This window comes from Sphingobacterium sp. BIGb0116 (genome assembly GCF_024808035.1).
Classification (GTDB): Bacteria; Bacteroidota; Bacteroidia; order Sphingobacteriales; family Sphingobacteriaceae; genus Sphingobacterium; species Sphingobacterium paramultivorum.
Window position 1 is genome coordinate 150,179 of sequence record NZ_JANUDT010000002.1, and the last position, 18,308, is coordinate 168,486.

Here is an 18,308-nt window from a genome sequence, read left to right on the forward strand (position 1 = left end):
ATCACATACCGTATTTGTTTCCGGGCGACTTTTTAAGGCATTTGAGAATTTCTTTATTTATCCGATTGAATATTGTAAAAAGAATCCTGTGATGAACCTTTCGACTCGGATTTTTCAAGAGATGTTGAGAGAGTTTAGGGGATTGATCGAGAGCTTGCGTTCAAGCAGGGGATGAAGGAGATTATTTTTTCAAAATTCAGGATTATAGCATTAATGTTCAACCGAGAAGTTTTGGGAAAACTGAAACCCAAGAAAAAAGGTAAACTTGAACCTCTTCTCAAACGTTTTTCGTTGTTACTTTTAGCATTCTGTCGAGAGCATCGTTCGGTAAAATATTATGCGGATAAATTGGGGGTTTCTGCAAATTACCTGAATGTTTTCTGCAGGAAGCACCTCGATATGAATGCCAATGCTTTTATCGCGAAAGAAGTTGTTAATGTCATTATGTCTGAATTGCTGAGTACAGACAAATCGATCAAGCAAGTTGCTGTAGATCTTAATTTCAATGATCTGGCGGGTTTTTCCAATTATTTTAAAAGGCATAATGGATTATCGCCACGTCAGTTTTTGGAGCATTCTGGAATGCAAGAGGTTGAAGAATAGCGGTTGAAGTAAAAAATATAGTATACATCTGCCAAAACGAGCTGGGGCTGAGCCTTACAGCTAATGGACTTTTAATTGCAAACGTGCATACTGCGCTATGTGAAGTAGCGCAATCTGCTGCGTGTTTTTTTGGAAAAGACATTTTAGTCAATGATGTTTTTAGGAATCCACTCCAATTCTTTACACTTGTTTTTTCGACCTATGAAGCCTATCCCTGGCCAAGGCATATGAGATGCGACCACAAGTGTTTGTTCTCGATAACAGCGATCAAGTATTTTTATCCGTGTATCCACAGCACAATTGAAATCAATATCCCATTGGGTTCCCCAATGAGGCTGGGAAACTAGGATAGGTGAATGTATTAGATCAACGAGATTTGTAATTGCGCTATTGTCGGATTTTATTGTATAGATGATATGTCCTGGGGTATGCCCAGCTGCTGATTCTGTATGAATGCAGGAAAAGAGTTGGTCGCCCGGTTCAAATAGCTGCAATTTGACCTCAATACCTAGAAGTGTTTTTCGTATTAAATCGATGTTAGATTGACCGATTTCAGGATTTTCGCTCTTCGAAAAATCAGGATGATCTGACATCCAAAATTCAAATTCGGGTTTAGCCATGTAGTATGTTGCGTTTGGATAATTGGGTGAACCATCGACATCTAATATACCACCGATATGGTCCCGATGTGCGTGCGTAATGAGAATATCTGTGATCTTATTGCGGTCAATATCTGCTAAAAGCAGACTTTCTTTTAAATTTCCGGCATTGTCAGTGTCATAATGTCCCTCACCAGTATCAATGAGTATATATCGATCCTGTTGTTTGATCAACATAACGATAATAGGCGCTTGATAGTCCTTTGTTGAAAGTGAAAGCCTTTGCAGTTCCATTTCGACTAGTTGAGAGGGTATTTTTGGGGCAAGGGTAGGCTGTAATGTTTCTAGTGTAAAATAACCATCTGTCAGGAGTACAAGTTCGAGCGTGCCGAAGGGAATTTGGACATGGCCTGTTCTTTTAAGCTGTTTCATATTGCCAAAGTTGGAAAAACGGCTTGTAACAAGCTAATAGAGTGATGAAAATCAAACACAATGTAATAAATCAATAAAATATTTGTGTCAAGAAGCTGTTGGCTCAGGATTAGCATTAAGCTGAATACTACTACTTTCATGAAAACTTAGTGTTAAATACGTTTTTGATTTTGGCCGGGCGTGATGTGGCCATTGTTGTGGAAAGTTAGGGAAGAAGTTGATCTGTCTACAAATAACTATTCCATGTTTTAGATTAGAGATGTTGTGAATGTTATAAAAAAAGAAAGTGATGGAATAATTATGTTAATAAAAGACAATTAACAAAGCTTTATTTTTGATTTGAGGGATAGGTTTTTTTCATACGGTTACCCAAATCCTAGTTTATCGAATATGCCCAATTTGGTTGTTGGGTAAATTTCGGAAAGTTTAAATGGCTATTGAACTTTACCTGTAGATAATTTGATGAAACAGGAAATTGGGTAGAAAAAATGTGATTAGTTTGGTTCGGCAATTTGTCGAACCATTTTTTTGTACCTAAATGATTGGATTGCTGCTATCAGTTGAGAGAAAAATAATATAGATTCATATTACTCCGCCCTTTTCTTTCACTACCGTAATTTTTTGTAAGTTAGTAGAAGTGAAAGAGAGCTATTTTATATATCGACAGTGCAAGTACGACAAGTAAATGTTTGAACAATTCAGAAATAAATTCCAACTTGATGACGATAAATGGAACGAATATATAGATTGCTTCCATCGCATTGAAGTTCCTGCCAAAACCATACTTTTGAACGAAGGCGAAGTTTCCAAAAAAATGTTTCTGATTGAAAAGGGGGGGATTCGTGCTTGGTTCAATAATGATAGTAAAGATATTACTTCCCAATTTTTTTTTGAAAATGAAACTGTTGGCTCCATTGAAAGCTTCCGGAAAAATATTCCAAGCCAGACCAATATAGAAACCATCGAACCAAGCGTTTTGTGGTGGGTACACAAAACCGACCTAAACAGGATAATCGAAGAAATTAAAGAAATTCCACAGTTACGGGATATGCTTATAGACAAAATTTTTGAACGGACATTCGATTATATGAATTATTTTTTCTCAATGGTCAAAAATACGCCGCAGGAACGCTATATTAATTTGCTAAAAGAAAGACCCGAAATTATAAAACGTGTTCCGCAACATTATATCGCTTCTTATCTCGGGATTTCTTCGGTCCATTTAAGTCGGATAAAAAGTATATTGGCAAAAAAGCGGATTTAATAACAAATGTTATCGCCTGCTGAAGTATCGGTTTTTAATTTTGCTGCATAAAATTTAGACAAAATGAAAGCAGCAGTAGTATTGAAAAAAGGCGAAATGCCAAAATATGTAGCAAACTTTGCCGAGCCAATAGTGCAAAATGAAAACGAATTATTGATTTCGGTGAAAGCATCTGCCGTGAAAAACCTTGACCGGATGCAGGCAAGTGGAAAACATTATTCTACACAAGACGAAGTGTTTGCAGCAAAAGTGGTCGGTGGAGATGGAGTTGGGGTACTAGCAGACGGTACACGTGTTTACGGAATTGGCGTTAGTGGAATGATCGCCGAAAAAGCCGTTGTTGAAAAAAAACGTACGGTAAGACTACCCGAAAATATTGACGATGCAACAGCAGCAGCTTTACCAAATGCAGTGATGGGCTCAGCTTTGGCATTACGTTTCAGAGCGGGGTTGCAAAAAGGTGAAACCGTACTTATTAACGGTGCGACAGGTGTTACCGGCAAAATTGCTGTGCAAATTGCCAAACATTACGGTGCAAAAAAGGTGATAGCGACAGGAAGAAACGAACAGTCTTTAAACGAATTATTATCATTAGGTGCAGATGAGATCATTTCGTTGAAACAAGACGATGAAGCGTTTATTACACGACTAAAAACCTTGCAGCAGCAAAATCCAATTGACGTGGTCATTGATTACTTGTGGGGAAAAAGTGCAGAGCTGATCTTATCGGCATTAAAAGGCAATGGCGGATTTTCGCACCATACGCGTTACGTTACTGTTGGCGGAATGATGAGCGATTCAATTACGTTGTCATCTTCCATTTTACGCAGTACAGATATTCAGCTTTCAGGCTCGGGTTTAGGTACCTGGAGACCGGAAGAAATAAAGTTATTGATTACCGAAATACTTCCCGAAATGTTTCAGCTTGCTGCTGACGGAAAATTAGAAATCGAAACGGTAAATATTCCACTTAAAAACATTGAAAACGCTTGGGAAATGAATATCGATGGAGGCAAACGCTTAGTTGTTTTAATCTGAAAAATGCAGTCGTTAACTATTGATTTTGGCCTTTGGGTGTTTAATTTTTTATGTTGTCTTTACCATCAAAGTTGACTGATAAGCTCCTTTGATGGTAAAGACAACAGTTGATTGAAATATATGGTAATATATCTCGGTTTTCTATAATTGTTTACTGCGTCGCTCCAATAACCACAGGCCATAAGGGGTTCTGAACGAGTAAACGGCCCTTGCTTTTATTGATTTCATCTTGGGGAACAGGATACCAATAATACTCTTTTACCCACCGCCGGTTTTCTATGGATGTCCGTTTGTAGAAAGAATCGGGGTCACCTAAAGGTTTTACTGTTGTGGTATTCTGACCGTAAGTTTGTTGCACATTGTCAAAACCGTTCATATTCATTCCGGTCATACGTGTCATATCACCATCAACTCCGCCTTTGTCTGGTTGATTTGCGCTTACAGGGTCACAGATCATCCATCGGCGCATGTCAAACCAGCGCTGTCCTTCGCCTAATAATTCAACATGTCTTTCTTGAACAATCGCTTTAAACTGTCCGGCTTTATTACCGATAACACCGGTTTTAATACCGCTTGCTTCCATTTCTGCATAGCCCGGTATCCCGGCGCGTTGCCTTACTTTGTCTATATATTCGATAATTTTTGGATCGTTGGGGTTAATTTCGTTGAGGACTTCTGCGTAATACAAGTAGAAATCGGCTAAACGGAACAAAATAGAAGGTCGTGCCCAGGAAGTGTAAACGGTGAATGGAGTACCTGGTGCACCGGCGACGTTAATGGAACTAATTCCTTGTGCGATACGTCTGTTTTTAAATTTATATAGTAAATACCCTGCTCTTGGCCAATTCTCGCCACCGGCGATTCCCGAAGGTTTGCCGCGACCGCCCCATTGATAGTATATACCATTTGGATTATTATGCTCATTTGCATGAATATGCCAACTTTTTCCATTGTAGCCCACTGTAGCATAAAACCGCGGCTCCCGGTTGGCATACATATTGAAAATGTTTTGATCCGCATGATTATTGACATGGGTAGGGTTATTGACTGTCGTGAATCCATTTTCTTTGTAATTCGATCCGGCATCATAAATCGTCTTTCCATTGCTCATAAAAAATGCGTCTACAGACTCCTGTGAGATGCCTACGTTAGCAAAATTAGTGGGGCTTGCGTAGAGATCTACAGGATTAGAGCGGCGCTCCTGATTATTGGGATTGCTATAATCGTTGTATCCCGTTGCCCAAATAATTTCATCATTGTACTTTTGAAATAGTTGATAAATAGATTCATTGCGATTGATCTCCTGCACGCCGGGGTTAGCAGGATCGGCCGGATAATACTCGATATGTAATTTGTGCCCGAGACCATGCGCATAGTCCAAAAATTCTTCTAAACGTTGTTTTGCGGTTTGTATCTTTTGTGGATTATAGTCTGGAAATAAACGACTCCCATCGGGATTGACAATGGCTAAACTTTCTGTAAATCCACCGTTAAAAAGCTTGGAAGAAGCGTATACCCAGAGCTTAGCACGCAATGCACGTGCTGCGACAAGTGTAGGGCGTACCATACTGCCCGTATCATATTGATTTGCACTGACATTGCTTTTGATGGTGGCAGGTAGATTCCCTGTATTGATCAAATCTGCCTAAAAGTGAACGATGAACGCCTCAGACTCACGTCGCCCAATCAACTTGGTTATGCATTAGTTACCTATAAAACGGCACTTGCACAGCTGGTCAAAGCAGTCAATATATACAATTATTTTAGACCACATATGTCCTGCAATATGATGTCGCCCCAACAGGCACATCTGGAATGGCAGAACCAGAAAACTCCCAAAGTGTTTCAAAGACGTAACGCTGAGTTAAAAAAGTCCCGCAGTAAAACCAGGGAAACTGTGGGCAGGGAACGGACAACGGATAATAGTAAGAAAACAGACAATGACAACTATATCCAGTAGAAAAAAATAGAATGTAATCTATATAGTAATCTGTTCGGTATAAGTAAACCTATTTCATTATAAGACAACTCGTTATAAACGGACATAATCTGCATGTCTGCTTCGTACCTGCTTCGTGCCTTATTCGGAGACGGACAGTCGGGATGCGAATGTTGACTAAGTATGGAACAGGCTTTTCCTGGTCAGAGACTGGTCAACATCTGTACAGCATTTGTACAATATCTGTTGATGATCCGAAGCAGGTACGAAGCAGGTACGAATAAAAAGGTTTCTTGTGTAGTAATCTCCTGGCAAAGGTAATTTATGTCGTCCCTGACGAGCCGCGCGTTCTTGAACTGCCTTGTCCTCATGAACCGCTTTCTGTAGAAATTTATACTTGGTGCAGCTAGTGCTCCAAAAACAAAAAAAAGGCTTTCTGAGAAATCAGAAAGCCTTTTTGTCTTGGCGGAAGAGGCGGGATTCGAACCCGCGGTACGATTCCTTCTCGCTTTTACCATTATTGATAATCAGGTGTTTAATGTTTTGGTAAGGGTCAATTTTTGCCGAATTTTTACTCATTTTGTCCGTAAATTGTCAGGGAAATCTATTTAGTTTTATCGTAAAAATCACGTACCAGTTTCTTTATCACGCGATCTTGCTCGGCTACCTTTTGGACCAAGAGATCAATTTTGTTTCGAAGATCCATAGTGAATTCGAAAGTATTCAGATCCTCTTTGGTAAAAAGCCTTTTTCCTTTTCCATGGTAAAACCACTCATAAGACATGGCTTTCTTTTCATGGAGCATTTTAACGTCCTTCAACTGAACACCAGTAACACCCTTTTCAATTTTGTTAATATGGGATTTGGTTTTCCCTAGTAATGCCCCGAACTCTTCCTGGGTCAAATTTTCGGCTTCTCGAAAAGCCTTGAAGCGTCTTGCTTCTTCAGTTATTTGATTCTCTTCCTTTGTCATTTTTAACATTAATCTTATTACCTACTTCTTTTATCAAATCTTTGGTTAAATCTTCTTGCGTTATTTCCTTTTTAATCTTAAAGGATATCACTGATATTCCGCTACTGGCGAAATCGGACTTTTTCTTTTTGCCTGACATTAAGTTTTATCTTTTTCGCTTTTGGCTGACTTCCACTATGGAAAATATTTGGTAAACGTCATCCAGCTTTACGTGAAAGTCTGGGTACATCTGCTTATTTTCATTTAAGGAATGCAGAGTAAGGATGCCCTTTTCTACGTCATGGTGTATCACCCTCTTTATTAGAATCCCATCCTTATGTACTATAACATAATCAAGGAAAGTATGGGTGTGTAAACGTGATTGCCAATGCACTCGGATTATTTCACGGCCAGTTACAATATTGCCGTGATAGATATTATATTCAACTAGATTCGGATCTAAACTTGTCATGCTGTCCCCAACAGCCTGGAACGATTGGTAATTTCCTTTATGGTACTTATTCACAAAAATTGGATGCGTCGGTAATTCTTCTATATATTCTCTGTCACGATATCCGGCTAAATATCCCGCATATGCGTATTCCTCAACAAGAGGAGTTAACATTAACATTGTTCCGTCACCAATTTCAATGTATTTATTGTGTGATATTTCTTCATCAACTCGGAAGATGTCACTTATTGCTTTTCCATTATTCTCCTTTTCAGGGTTAAAAATGGGTAATTCGCCAGTGAGCAGCCAATCCATTCTAATGTTGTACTTATCACAAAGTGATATTAAAAATCGCTCGGTTATATTCTTTGTGCCTTTCTCTATCTCGGAAATAATCGATTGACCGTACCCCATCTGAGCAGCAAAAGTCTTTTGATTTAGCTTTAAAAGCTTCCTAGCTTCTTTTATTCTATCACTAATTTTATTGTCTTGATTTTCAATCATTTAAAGGTTTTTGATAAAAATGCGATAAAAAATATCTCTAAATATTTTGAAATATCGCAAAGTGATATTAATTTTGTTATCATATTTGAGAGCAAAAATAACAATAAATATGCCACAAAGAGGAATAAAACTGCGTGAAAGTGTTCTTGAAGCGATAAAAAGTGATAATGTTCTAAAAAATAAAATCGCTATTGCGCTAGAAAAGAGTTATCCTACCGTTCAGCGATATCTCAATTCTAATAGCCGAAATTTAACGCTAGAATGCACATTAGTAGTGCTTAGGAAAGAATTAAAGCTAACAAACGAGGAGTTGTTAGAAGTTTAAATAAAAAAGCCCAGTGCTCGAACACCAGGCCAAAAATTGATTTTTAAAAGTTATGACAAATTTAGAAAATTCTATCAGATTACAAAATCTGACGTTCTCGGACATTGTCCAAAATTTAAGTCATGTATCATTTGGTGACTATTATTTACCGAACTCAAGCGATCAGTGTACAACTGTTAACAATGAGGCTGCATTTGAGAATTGGAAAAGCAAAACACTGTTGCGATATCCTAATGCAGAAGTACAATTTGATCCAAAAGCAATTTGGTCCAAACGGGTACAGGTAATTGATAAGTCGTTTCAGTATGACAAGTCAATTTTTACGCAGCGAAAACAGTCAAATGTCAGTCTATGAAAGTAGCCTACGTAAATGGTGCTGAAGTGGTAAAACCTATCAATTCAGCAGCCGAAAAAAAACGAATGGATATTGAGGCTTTTAAAGCGGAATTTATCCAAAATCACAATTTGAAATTTAAAACCAAAAGAAGAAATGTTGCAATTTAATATGCCAGTACTTGCAATGCTCATAGTTGATATGATCGTCTTTTTGTCTCTTTTAAAAACTGTTTATAGGCAAATTGTACGTCGTATGCCGAAGCCAAAACGTGAACAGTCCAGTGTTCGAAAAAAGTTTAAGACTGTACAAGAGACGGCCAAGTTTTACGCCTGGCGGGCTTATATAAAAAATACATTGATCGAGATCGAAGAGCAAAAGATCATCGACGATGACCAAGATCAAAAAATATATTATTCAATTTAAAATACTAGAAAATGTCAAATCAATCTTTAGAACTAACAGCGAAATACATTAAAGCATTATCGCCTGTAGCCGTAGCTACTGATAAAGTGATTGGAGAACATTTTGTTCAAAAATTCAAATCAATGTACCGGGTTTCGGATGAACAAGCTGTAGCTTTTTACGAGCGCGAAAAAGACAACTTTGCTAAGCGTATCTCTGAAAACGATGATCTAAAAGCCTGTACACCTTTATCTCTCTTTACAGCTCTAATGCAATGTGGAGGCTGGAAATTATCCCTCGATGGAGGCGCACAAGCTGATGTCTATCTTATTCCTGGCAACCGTAAAGTGCAAGTAGAAGGCCGTGATGTATGGATCAAAGAATGTGTTGCGCAACCGTCCCCGTATGGTGAGAAAAAGATCCGTGTAGAGACTGGACAAGTTAAGCATGTGGGAAATCCGACAGTTGTTTACGATTGTGATACCTATCGCGAATTTGATCACAAAGAAACTGGCCGTAGATGGGTTGAGTGGGAGAGAGGTCAACGTAATGAAAATTCACTAATTACAAATGGTTTTATTCTCCTAGAATACCCCGACGGTACCAAAGAATACAAAACTTACGATCACACCGATATCGAATCGTGGGGAAAAGCGTCTGCTAAAAAGAATAAAGGTCATGCTAATACCTTGTACGGCTATACCGTTTCATACAAAGGTCAAGGTGCTAACAAGGAAAAGGTATCAACTAAATCAGGACAGATCGATAAGAAGTTCTTTGAAGGGAAGATCCTTAAACATGCCTTCAAATTGCTTCCAAGAGTTATATCCGATCAGAAACTGCCTGAAAACTTTGTCCCAGAGGGTGAGATCGCTGTTCGTCAAGGTTTCGACGTGTCTGAATTTACAGAGGATATCGATCACGTAGAAGTACCAGGTGCAGACGATCAGGACGAATTTACTCAAGCACTATCAAATGAAGCACAGGCCACAGAAGTTGTTGAAACTACAATTATAGCCGACGACGACGATCCTGATTTCAGTTTTTAACAATTCAGTTGAATATATAGCGACTTTTTCAACTTAAAATTTATCTATTCACAATCTTAAATTATAAACAAAATGAAGAAATTAGATTTAAAACCAATAAACCACGATTCTGAAAAGCTAATAGATGCTTTAGGGGTTGCGCAGGAACGAGCGGAAGAATTAATTCTTGAAGTCAAGAAACATGTCAAAGAAGATAGTATTTCGAAGGTATATGAATCGTTTCTTTCTGTGTCTGAAACTGCAAACGAATTTGCTTTCATGGTGCATGCTATGCAGAAGATGCAAGATATATTGCAAAATAACCCACTAGCGATGCTAGCTCAATTGATGGGGGGGCGTGTATAATGCAAACAGCTGAAAACAATGGTTTAATAAAGTTCGAGGAGGTATCTTCGACTTTGATGCAAGCAGGTGATATCCTCGCTCAAAACACGAAACTTTCACAATCCGCACAAAAAGCCGCACAGTTCCTCTTAGATACCGTAGAGGCAGAGGGGATGACTGATGAACTGGATTCAAAAATTAATGAATGGCAAGTAAAGGCAAAGCAAGCTTTAGTAAAAAATAACGAACGTAGAACGCCAATTACGCAGCTATTGACGCGTATATCTCGCGAGTTTACTGATCTTGAAAATCCTTTAGATTCTTCGAAACCTGACAGTCTATTTTCCCAGCTTCAAAAGCATAGAAATATCTTTGCAGCACAAAAAGAGAAAGAGCGTAAAGCAAAAGAAGCGGAGATTTTGCGTAAACAAAATGTTGAAAAAGAGCGTATTCAGATCACTGCTGATGTTGAGAATCAAATACGCTCTATCTACAGCGAAAAATTACTTCAATTTCGTACAGGTGTTGCGAAGATTCTTTCTTCAATGACCCTAGAAAACTTTGCTGAGAAATCCGAGAAGATCAAAGGTATAGCTGTTGATTATCCGCGCGATAAATTCAATGAGATCACTCCAAATGTATTTCCAGCTTACTTAGATAGCGTTGAACTCGAGCGTATTATTATAGCTACACGCGTTAAACTTTATGACGAGCTTTCTGCTAATTTCCGTGAAAATATGGAGGTCGATAAGCAAGCTGCTATTGACGAACTACCAAGCAAAAAGAAAGAGCTTGAGCGCCTGGCAAAAGCGAGTGCCGCAGAAGCTGAACAAATCAAGGCTCAACAAGCTGAACGCGAACGCCTGGCAAAGGCTAAATTAAAGCTTGAGCAAGAAGAGGCTGAAAAGCAGGCTAAAGCTAAAATTGAAGCTGAAAAAGCTATGAATAATGCTCAAACTCTTTTCGATACAACCGCTCAAATTGCCGAGATCAATGATACCGCAAAAGTTAAAAAAAGCTACGTTATTGAGGTCGCAGATGTCGCAGGGTGGGGATATGTTTTCATGCTATACTACGAAAAGATTGGGATCAATATGAACATCGAAGATCTTGGTAAGAAGTCTCTGAACCAAATGAAAAAAGAGATTGAGAAGATTGCTAACAAGAATGGTGAAATGCTTGATCATCCGTCGATTCGATATGTCGAAGATATTAAGGCTGTAGTAACGAAATAAGGGGGTTAATTCCCCCTCTAAAACTAATCAAATGAAAACATTAAATAATACAGCCGTTGCAGTTTACTTTCAGACAACAATTGCAATTGTTAAGAGCATTTTGCAAAGCCGTAATTACTTTATAACCCTAGAAAAAGAGATATCTGGAGGTTGGCAAATCCGTACTGGTACTGGTACCATTATCAATGTTATGAAGTCTGGAAAGATCATTTTACAAGGCAAGAATGATACCTATATCCAAGAATTGTTAGGCTTTCTAAGAGATTGATTTATGTTCAGGAATATTACGATAACAACCGATATAAGCTATTGTTATCAAACTAAGAGAGCCGCCTATGCCTTTTGGATTTCTACAGAAATTGGACCAATAAAGAAAAGCGGTATGCTCAAAGGCAACTTGAACGGATCAACTACCGCAGAGGTGTTATGTATTGCTAATGCCGTTCACTTCTTAGTAAAGAATTCATTTAAATGTCGACGTCTTATTGTGAATACGGATAGTGTGCAGGGGGCAAATTTGATTAGAACATTTCGCAAGCATAGAAATAAGCACATCGAAAAAGCAATTGCACTTATTAATACAACATTGTTCGGGAAGTTTGATGAAGTAATATATCGGCATGTCAAAGCTCACAACGGCACTCGTGATAAACGTAGCTATGTTAATGACTGGTGTGATAGGGAGGCTAAGCGAGTGATGAAAGAATTCAAGTACTCTATTAATAATTTGAATAAGAAATGATTGATCCATACTACAACCGTAAAGAAGTCAGCAATTCCGATTTGTCAAGCCTTAAAGAATTGCTTTATCCAAAGCCAACGTTTGGGGATAAACAGTATGCTTATGCTTTCGGTACCTTGCTTGACTGCATGATCACTGAACCGGAGAAAGTAGATTATTATTCGCTTACAGTTGATGGACAATATAAGGACTACCGATTTACCGCAGCAGATTTCGAATTGGCTAAGGAAATGAAAAAGTCTTACATGAAAGACAGCTTTTGCAAGATGATGAACGAGCAAGCGGATTTTCAAAGCATTTCAGTAAGCCACGATTTTCCAATCGTCCACAATGAATTTGAATTTCAGCTATCTGCAGGTGTACGTTGTAAATGGGATCTTCTTGTTCGTAAATGGAATATGGGCGGAGATATTAAAAGCACAATGGCCAAGACTCAAAAGGAATTCGAGCAAGCATGTGATCATTTTGATTATTTCCGATCTCGCGCCTGGTACATGGATATCGAGGGAACAGATCGTGACATGCTTATTGGAATCAGCAAAGTAAATCAACAATTATTCAAGATACCAATCACTCGAGGTGATAAGCTTTATAACTACGGTAAAGCACAATATCAAGAGCTTGGATTTAAATACTGGCTCTACGTAGACAATTTTGCAGCATAATGGCTAATACAACAATAATAATCATTTCGCTACTGGTGGTAATCTATGTCGATTACCTAAGCGACAAAAAGAAAAAGAAAAATGGAGGCAATAATCAAGGCACTTAAAAAATATCCAAATAAGGATGTGTATAAAATCGCTCGTCTATTAAAAGTTGACACGATGGATGTATCGCATGCACAGCATGAATATCTAAAGCGATTCAGGAAAGATTAATAACTTAAAATCGTTGATAATGAGATTAACAAAGACAATTGAAAACGCTAAGGTGAACGTTTCACGAAAAGTGACCAAAGCAAAGCTTAAAAAGGATAAAACACTTGATGTCTCTTTTGAGGAAACTGTTACTATCATCGAAATCATAGATGGTGAAGAAGTATCTAAAACAGTCCAGGCCGAATATACTAGGATAGGAAAGAATATTGTTCACGAGGACATGGAGTCCGCTCTTGAATATTTGCGGCCACATTTGGCAATCCTTTGTGACCAGGTTGAAGCTCAAGACAAAGAGTATTACGAATTAGATAGTGATTTAGAATCGCTTGATAGATACAAGGTCAATTCGTATGCAATCGGAGGGTCTGGAATTAGCGAGGGTGTTACACTTACTGGCACACGTTATGGCAAATATGGTCCTCAAAATCTTAATTCGCAATTCACTAAATATGAAGGTGGCGAGAATGAAGAGACCTATGAGCATGCTTTTGAGCTTCGTGGAATGATAAACCATTGCAATGAGGAAGCCTTATTGTATGTCGAGGGGAAAATGGCTCCAACTGCTCAACTGGATATGTTCGAACAGGAAGAAAAGGAGCGATCGGAGAATGAAGGTGAAGAGTTCGAATAATGGCAACCTACTTCATAAAAGAGCATAAAAGCAAATCGGGAGGTTCGCATTGCTCAATCTTAAAAAGCTTCTGCTTTGGCTTATTCAACAAGAAGGCAGCACACAGTAATAATTTAGGCGAAGCCCTTGAATTAGTCTTTAATCAACAAGACTGCAAAAATATTTACATCATTTAATTAACAGATTTTTTAACGGTCTGGACACGTTCTTACAAGCGATTATCAGGGTAAAAATTAAACGCTAAAGTTAAAAGGTTGGAGAAGTTGGGAAATGGTTTCTGTTTGCCGACTGCGTACGAGCGGCATACGATGCGACAGTAAATTTGCACTAGGGATTACCTGCATATTTGAAAGGAATGTATATCATTTCCGACAAAGTATGTGATGCTATTCAATAGCCAAAGATGACGGCATTCTCGGTTCGAATCCGATGTTCTCCGCAAACATTTAAATTTTTAAAATATGACCAAAGAAGAGTTTTTCGAAAAAAACGACGCAAAATTTTTGCCGTTGTTTGATAAGGATTATGAAGATCCCATGTTTCCTTATTTTAAGTATTTAGTTGATGACGAAAAAGTGATCGAATTAAATGAAGAAGGGGAAGACATTCCCACTCTATTGTATGGAAGTACTGGGATAAACTCAGGTTTCTGTATCTATACAGGACAACACTTTGTTTGGTTCAATGCTGAAACCCCGGGGGAAGCCTTTGAATTTGCCAGTAAAATAACAGCCTTCGAAGAAGTTTAATATTAAAAATTATAATTATGTCAAATCAAATTTATGATGGCCTATTGGCGCATCCGGATTACGAATTCAAACATTTGGATAAGGTAACCTATGATTACTCCGATGAGGGAGGAGAAGTAAATACACAGTACTGTGAAGTTGTTTTTGCTCCTGAGGTATCTGCATTCCTACTCGTCAACTACACAGATGAAACATTCACAACAGTGATTGAAGGTAAAGAATCTGATTTTCTGTACGAAGTTGGAATAGAGTTATTATAACCTTTTATTGAAGACTAAAAATATGAAAAAACTAACATTTTACGACGTTGACTACAAGGTAGACGAACGTTACGAGGACTATGCTGTCTTTAAATTACCATCGAGTAATGTTGACTTTTGCGGTCATAAGCCCGAAGAGCGAAAAGATACCCACCTGTTTTTTGTCCAATACAAAAACGGTGGTACCTATTTGTATCGTGATATTCCTACGGATGTTGTTAGAAATGCTTCATTGGCCGAAAGTATTGGAAAGTATGTTCGCGAAAAAGTGTCAGGCAATACCCCGGGAACAAAACTTGGATTTCCAATTTTAACACCTGTAGAGTTGAAATAATGGCGACTAATTCAACTAAAAAACGATCTGACTTATCCAAGTTTACAAAGCTTTTTGGACACGGTGAGCCTCTAATTTCTTCTGGGCGAATTGATTTCAGAGTTTCTGACTTGGATAGATCCTATCAAGTAGCGCAACGCATAATTGAAGCTAATAACCTCAATATCGAGATAGTGGGTAAAAACGCTCAACTGCGCTCATTTGAAGTAAAAGTAATTGAAAACTAAGGGTAATTACCCGCTAAGATTTTATTATGAAAAAAAAAGAATTATTAAAACGAATCGAAGCCATTGAGGATAAACTAGGAATTAAGAACCCTGTGGACAAATTTTCTGATCTGAAAGAGGCTTTTAATAATGGCGCTACTATTCAGCGAGCAACGACACATACCTGGGTTGTGGATTTAAAACCTACGTGGGAAACTTGTCACGAATATCGTATTCATCCAAAAGATCTTAATCAACCTAAGGTCGGAGATGTCTGCAAATTTTGGGATTACGATGTAAATTCATTTGTGATTGCTTTGTATGCAACAAAAAGGGATGATGATTATTTTAAAGAATTTATCCATGGAGTTTATTTAAGTAAATCTTCTACAAGATTTTTCAAAAATGCCCAGGTTTTGACCAAAGAAGAATCAATTGAGCTTTTGTTTGGAAAGGAGAAATAATGAACGGAAGTGCTGTACCAGTAGGAAGTATTTTTAAAATTGACTTCCGATATCACCCAAAAATTGTTCAGGCAGTCAAAGAATTGCCTGAACGTAAATTTGATCACAACGATAAGACTTGGAGTGTCCCAGCTAAATATCGTGAAGAAGTAGAGCGTTTTTGCAAAGTGCATAAACTGCAGTTTGGTCATAAGGTAGTGCAGGAAAGAAAGTTTGATTTTGTCATTCCCCCACTTCCAGAACTGACAATCCAAATTCCATTGAAGCGAGTACCTCGGCCTTATCAGGAAACCGGTATTGCCTATGCAATATCTCGTCAACGTACTTTCTTTGGTGACGATATGGGGCTTGGGAAAACGTTCCAGGCTATTGCATCAATTGAAGCATTGCATCAACAAGGCAAGGCTGCTTATCCGTGTTTGATTGTATGCCCTTCGGCTGTAAAGGAAAATTGGAAGAAAGAGATCGAGCAGACTATAAATCGTAAAGCTGTGGTGCTTTCTGATGGTATGAAAAAGACTTATCAGGAATTTTTCAGAACGGGATTAGCGCAATTCTACATCGTAAACTACGAGAGCATGAAGAAATTCTTTGTAGAGCGTATTGACGATCCTGGAATCGATCCAAAGACTTTAAAAAAGAGAAAGCCGACATTGAAGCACTATCATTTCAATTCAAAGGCAATCGGATTTTACAACTCAATCATTTTCGATGAAAGTCACAGATTGAAAGCTGTTTCTACACAAGCGGCCAAAATCGCTAAAGGTGTATCAGCTAATAAGGAAACTATTTTTCTATTGACTGGTACTCCATTGATCAACAAACCGAGCGATCTTATTGCACAGCTGGGCATCATGAATAGACTTGTCGAGCTTGGTGGTTACAAACACTTCATCGAACATTATTGTGACGGACCAAACGGAGCCTCCAATCTGAAGGAACTAAACTACAATTTGAATAAGGTTTGTTTCTTTCGTCGGAACAAAACGGATCCTGAAGTCAAAAAGTATCTTCCGGATAAATCTCGTCAGGTTATTTTGTGTGATCTGAACAAGGAATCTCGTAAAGAATACAATCACGCTTTGGCTGATCTTGAAAGCTACATGAAAAGCTACAAAAATGCTGATGACGAAAAGATCAAGCAATCCATGAAAGGCGAAGTCATGGTACGTATAGGCATTCTCAAAAACATATCTGCACGTGGTAAATTGAAAGATGCTTTTGAATTTATTCAGGAGCTTATCAACGCTGGGGAAAAGGTAGTCGTTTTCGTTAACCTTATTGAGATTGTCAAAGCTGTACAGGAAGCCTTCCCACGGTCAGTTCGTTTGACTGGTGCCGAAAATGCCGTTCAAAAGCAGAATTCAGTTGATGCTTTTAGAACGAATAAAAACGTCGATGTGATAGTTTTAAATTTAAAAGCCGGGGGCGTTGGTGTGGATGGTCTTCAGGAAGTCTCAACAAACATTTGTTTCATCGAATTTGGTTGGCATGCTGCCATTATGGACCAGGCGGAAGACAGGCTTTATAGGATGGGGCAACACAACAACGTTATGTGTACATACTTCCTTGGTCGTGATACGATTGACGAATGGAACTATGATTTGATTCAAAAAAAGCGACTTATCGCAAACACTGTTACAGGAAATGAAGATATGACCGAGGTTAGTATCGTGGACAGTTTTGCGGATTTATTTACTAAATAAGTTGAAAAATATTCAACTTCTTCAATTTGAATGTTATGATAAAAAAACAAAGAACAAGAAAAGAGGTCGATGCTATAAAGCACCTACAGCAATCAATGGTAGATGCTCTTAGGGTTGTCATCTATGCAGTTGGTTCTTTGCGGTATGCTGCTTTCGAGAGCCTTCAACCATTAATTTATGAGTTAAAGAAAATCGATCCAACGCTAAGCTCTCCGCAGATTTTGGACTTTAAAAAGGATATTGAAAAAATCATTGAAAGTACCGAAAAGCTTAACCAAAAATGTAAAATGAGGTTCGTGTCTTCAAAGGATCACGAAGCTTTTGAAGATAGGGCATATGCTACTTATCAGTGTGATGCTGCACTAAGCTATATGTCAGATAGCGACGTATTCCAGGAAGCGATGCGTTTATCAAAAAATGACAAGAACTATGCAAAGCTATCGGAGCAGGTCAAATTCATGGATAAGGTACTTGATAAAGCTCGATCGAGCAATCACGATGCTATCCGCATGATTCAGGAAAGGCGCGATGTTTTAGAATCGATAGCTGCTGAACCCTACCTTATAAAAGATGGAGAAGTTAAAATCTATGATATTGCCCCAGAGAGAGATGATGTTTTAGAATCATAAAATGCTTAAAGTAATGACCTACGAACAGTTATTAAACAGAAACGGGAAACATATATTCCTGTACCTCGATCCATTTGATAAATGGGTTAAAATGAAAGTTGAGGTGATGATATCAGTAGTACCTGATGAACAATGTCAATTACATGATGGCAAGAAAGTAGTAACGCTGGAAAGTGATAAATTCTTGATAGACATCGACAGCCCTGATGATTTAGCATCATACCAAATTAAGGACAAATTGTAAAAATAAAA

27 protein-coding genes are annotated in these 18,308 nt (G+C 38.2%); 23 read left to right on the top strand and 4 right to left on the bottom strand.

All coding sequences use genetic code 11. The annotated features are described in order from the left end of the window. The first annotated feature begins 171 nt into the window (after positions 1-171). Entirely contained in the window at positions 172-603 is a 432-nt protein-coding gene (locus tag M2419_RS07025) for a helix-turn-helix domain-containing protein (RefSeq protein WP_159726446.1), read from the top strand. A gap of 143 nt (positions 604-746) precedes the next feature. Here the strand turns inward: M2419_RS07025 and M2419_RS07030 are convergent, their stop codons facing one another. Next, on the bottom strand, positions 747-1,634 hold the full coding sequence (locus M2419_RS07030) for an MBL fold metallo-hydrolase (protein WP_259254609.1): 888 nt from the start codon (positions 1,632-1,634) through the stop codon (positions 747-749). A gap of 685 nt (positions 1,635-2,319) precedes the next feature. Between M2419_RS07030 and M2419_RS07035 the strand changes: the two genes are divergently transcribed. Beyond that, on the top strand, positions 2,320-2,898 hold the full coding sequence (locus tag M2419_RS07035; protein WP_159726450.1) for a Crp/Fnr family transcriptional regulator: 579 nt from the start codon (positions 2,320-2,322) through the stop codon (positions 2,896-2,898). A gap of 63 nt (positions 2,899-2,961) precedes the next feature. Continuing rightward, on the top strand, positions 2,962-3,936 hold the full coding sequence (locus tag M2419_RS07040) for a zinc-binding dehydrogenase (RefSeq protein WP_259254611.1): 975 nt from the start codon (positions 2,962-2,964) through the stop codon (positions 3,934-3,936). A 151-nt stretch (positions 3,937-4,087) separates the two neighbouring features. On the opposite strand, the gene M2419_RS07045 is transcribed toward M2419_RS07040, so the two are convergent. Further along, on the bottom strand, positions 4,088-5,575 hold the full coding sequence (locus M2419_RS07045) for a RagB/SusD family nutrient uptake outer membrane protein (RefSeq protein WP_259254612.1): 1,488 nt from the start codon (positions 5,573-5,575) through the stop codon (positions 4,088-4,090). A 12-nt stretch (positions 5,576-5,587) separates the two neighbouring features. Between M2419_RS07045 and M2419_RS07050 the strand changes: the two genes are divergently transcribed. Beyond that, positions 5,588-5,896, top strand: coding sequence for a hypothetical protein (locus tag M2419_RS07050; RefSeq protein WP_182331875.1), 309 nt, complete (start codon positions 5,588-5,590; stop codon positions 5,894-5,896). A gap of 583 nt (positions 5,897-6,479) precedes the next feature. Here the strand turns inward: M2419_RS07050 and M2419_RS07055 are convergent. Next, positions 6,480-6,848, bottom strand: coding sequence for a helix-turn-helix domain-containing protein (locus M2419_RS07055; RefSeq protein ID WP_201638587.1), 369 nt, complete (start codon positions 6,846-6,848; stop codon positions 6,480-6,482). 145 nt (positions 6,849-6,993) lie between these two features. Beyond that, a complete protein-coding gene (locus M2419_RS07060) occupies positions 6,994-7,782 on the bottom strand; it encodes an XRE family transcriptional regulator (protein WP_259254616.1) in 789 nt (262 codons plus the stop codon). A 109-nt stretch (positions 7,783-7,891) separates the two neighbouring features. Here M2419_RS07060 and M2419_RS07065 point away from each other — a divergent pair, with 109 nt between their 5' ends. The 19 genes from M2419_RS07065 (at position 7,892) to M2419_RS07155 (ending at position 18,300) form a co-directional block, all read left to right on the top strand. Further along, the gene (locus M2419_RS07065; protein WP_259254617.1) at positions 7,892-8,107 is read left to right on the top strand and encodes a hypothetical protein; all 216 of its coding nucleotides are present in this window, start codon (positions 7,892-7,894) and stop codon (positions 8,105-8,107) included. Positions 8,108-8,159: 52 nt separating this feature from the next. After that, entirely contained in the window at positions 8,160-8,462 is a 303-nt protein-coding gene (locus M2419_RS07070) for a hypothetical protein (RefSeq protein WP_259254618.1), read from the top strand. Beyond that, entirely contained in the window at positions 8,459-8,611 is a 153-nt protein-coding gene (locus tag M2419_RS07075) for a hypothetical protein (protein WP_259254619.1), read from the top strand. The genes M2419_RS07070 and M2419_RS07075 overlap by 4 nt, the downstream gene beginning before the upstream one ends. Continuing rightward, positions 8,598-8,867 (top strand): hypothetical protein, encoded by a 270-nt coding sequence (locus M2419_RS07080; RefSeq protein ID WP_259254620.1) that lies wholly within the window; start codon positions 8,598-8,600, stop codon positions 8,865-8,867. Before M2419_RS07075 ends, M2419_RS07080 begins: the two co-directional genes overlap by 14 nt. 11 nt (positions 8,868-8,878) lie before the next feature. Continuing rightward, positions 8,879-9,895: a recombinase RecT gene (locus tag M2419_RS07085; protein WP_259254621.1), complete on the top strand. Its 1,017-nt coding sequence runs from the start codon at positions 8,879-8,881 to the stop codon at positions 9,893-9,895. Between the two features lie 72 nt (positions 9,896-9,967). Next, on the top strand, positions 9,968-10,240 hold the full coding sequence (locus M2419_RS07090) for a hypothetical protein (protein WP_259254623.1): 273 nt from the start codon (positions 9,968-9,970) through the stop codon (positions 10,238-10,240). Then, positions 10,240-11,454 carry a hypothetical protein gene (locus M2419_RS07095; protein ID WP_259254624.1) on the top strand — a complete coding sequence of 405 codons (1,215 nt, stop codon included), beginning with the start codon at positions 10,240-10,242 and terminating at the stop codon, positions 11,452-11,454. The genes M2419_RS07090 and M2419_RS07095 overlap by 1 nt, the downstream gene beginning before the upstream one ends. A gap of 31 nt (positions 11,455-11,485) precedes the next feature. Beyond that, complete coding sequence (locus tag M2419_RS07100) at positions 11,486-11,722, top strand: hypothetical protein (protein ID WP_201638597.1); 237 nt, start codon at positions 11,486-11,488, stop codon at positions 11,720-11,722. 3 nt (positions 11,723-11,725) lie between these two features. Then, positions 11,726-12,196, top strand: coding sequence for an RNase H family protein (locus M2419_RS07105; protein ID WP_259254625.1), 471 nt, complete (start codon positions 11,726-11,728; stop codon positions 12,194-12,196). Next, positions 12,193-12,861 carry a hypothetical protein gene (locus M2419_RS07110; RefSeq protein ID WP_259254626.1) on the top strand — a complete coding sequence of 223 codons (669 nt, stop codon included), beginning with the start codon at positions 12,193-12,195 and terminating at the stop codon, positions 12,859-12,861. The genes M2419_RS07105 and M2419_RS07110 overlap by 4 nt, the downstream gene beginning before the upstream one ends. An 81-nt stretch (positions 12,862-12,942) precedes the next feature. After that, positions 12,943-13,077 carry a hypothetical protein gene (locus tag M2419_RS07115; protein WP_259254627.1) on the top strand — a complete coding sequence of 45 codons (135 nt, stop codon included), beginning with the start codon at positions 12,943-12,945 and terminating at the stop codon, positions 13,075-13,077. Between the two features lie 19 nt (positions 13,078-13,096). Next, entirely contained in the window at positions 13,097-13,708 is a 612-nt protein-coding gene (locus M2419_RS07120; RefSeq protein WP_259254628.1) for a hypothetical protein, read from the top strand. Between the two features lie 461 nt (positions 13,709-14,169). Beyond that, entirely contained in the window at positions 14,170-14,457 is a 288-nt protein-coding gene (locus tag M2419_RS07125; RefSeq protein ID WP_259254629.1) for a hypothetical protein, read from the top strand. 17 nt (positions 14,458-14,474) lie between these two features. Next, the gene (locus M2419_RS07130; protein ID WP_259254630.1) at positions 14,475-14,717 is read left to right on the top strand and encodes a hypothetical protein; all 243 of its coding nucleotides are present in this window, start codon (positions 14,475-14,477) and stop codon (positions 14,715-14,717) included. A 22-nt stretch (positions 14,718-14,739) separates the two neighbouring features. Further along, positions 14,740-15,051 (top strand): KTSC domain-containing protein, encoded by a 312-nt coding sequence (locus M2419_RS07135; RefSeq protein WP_259254631.1) that lies wholly within the window; start codon positions 14,740-14,742, stop codon positions 15,049-15,051. 253 nt (positions 15,052-15,304) lie between these two features. Then, entirely contained in the window at positions 15,305-15,721 is a 417-nt protein-coding gene (locus tag M2419_RS07140) for a hypothetical protein (RefSeq protein ID WP_259254632.1), read from the top strand. Then, positions 15,721-17,427, top strand: coding sequence for a DEAD/DEAH box helicase (locus M2419_RS07145; RefSeq protein ID WP_259254633.1), 1,707 nt, complete (start codon positions 15,721-15,723; stop codon positions 17,425-17,427). The genes M2419_RS07140 and M2419_RS07145 overlap by 1 nt, the downstream gene beginning before the upstream one ends. 35 nt (positions 17,428-17,462) lie before the next feature. Continuing rightward, positions 17,463-18,056: a hypothetical protein gene (locus tag M2419_RS07150; protein ID WP_259254634.1), complete on the top strand. Its 594-nt coding sequence runs from the start codon at positions 17,463-17,465 to the stop codon at positions 18,054-18,056. 1 nt (position 18,057) lies between these two features. Continuing rightward, a complete protein-coding gene (locus M2419_RS07155) occupies positions 18,058-18,300 on the top strand; it encodes a hypothetical protein (protein WP_259254635.1) in 243 nt (80 codons plus the stop codon). Positions 18,301-18,308 lie beyond the last annotated feature (8 nt).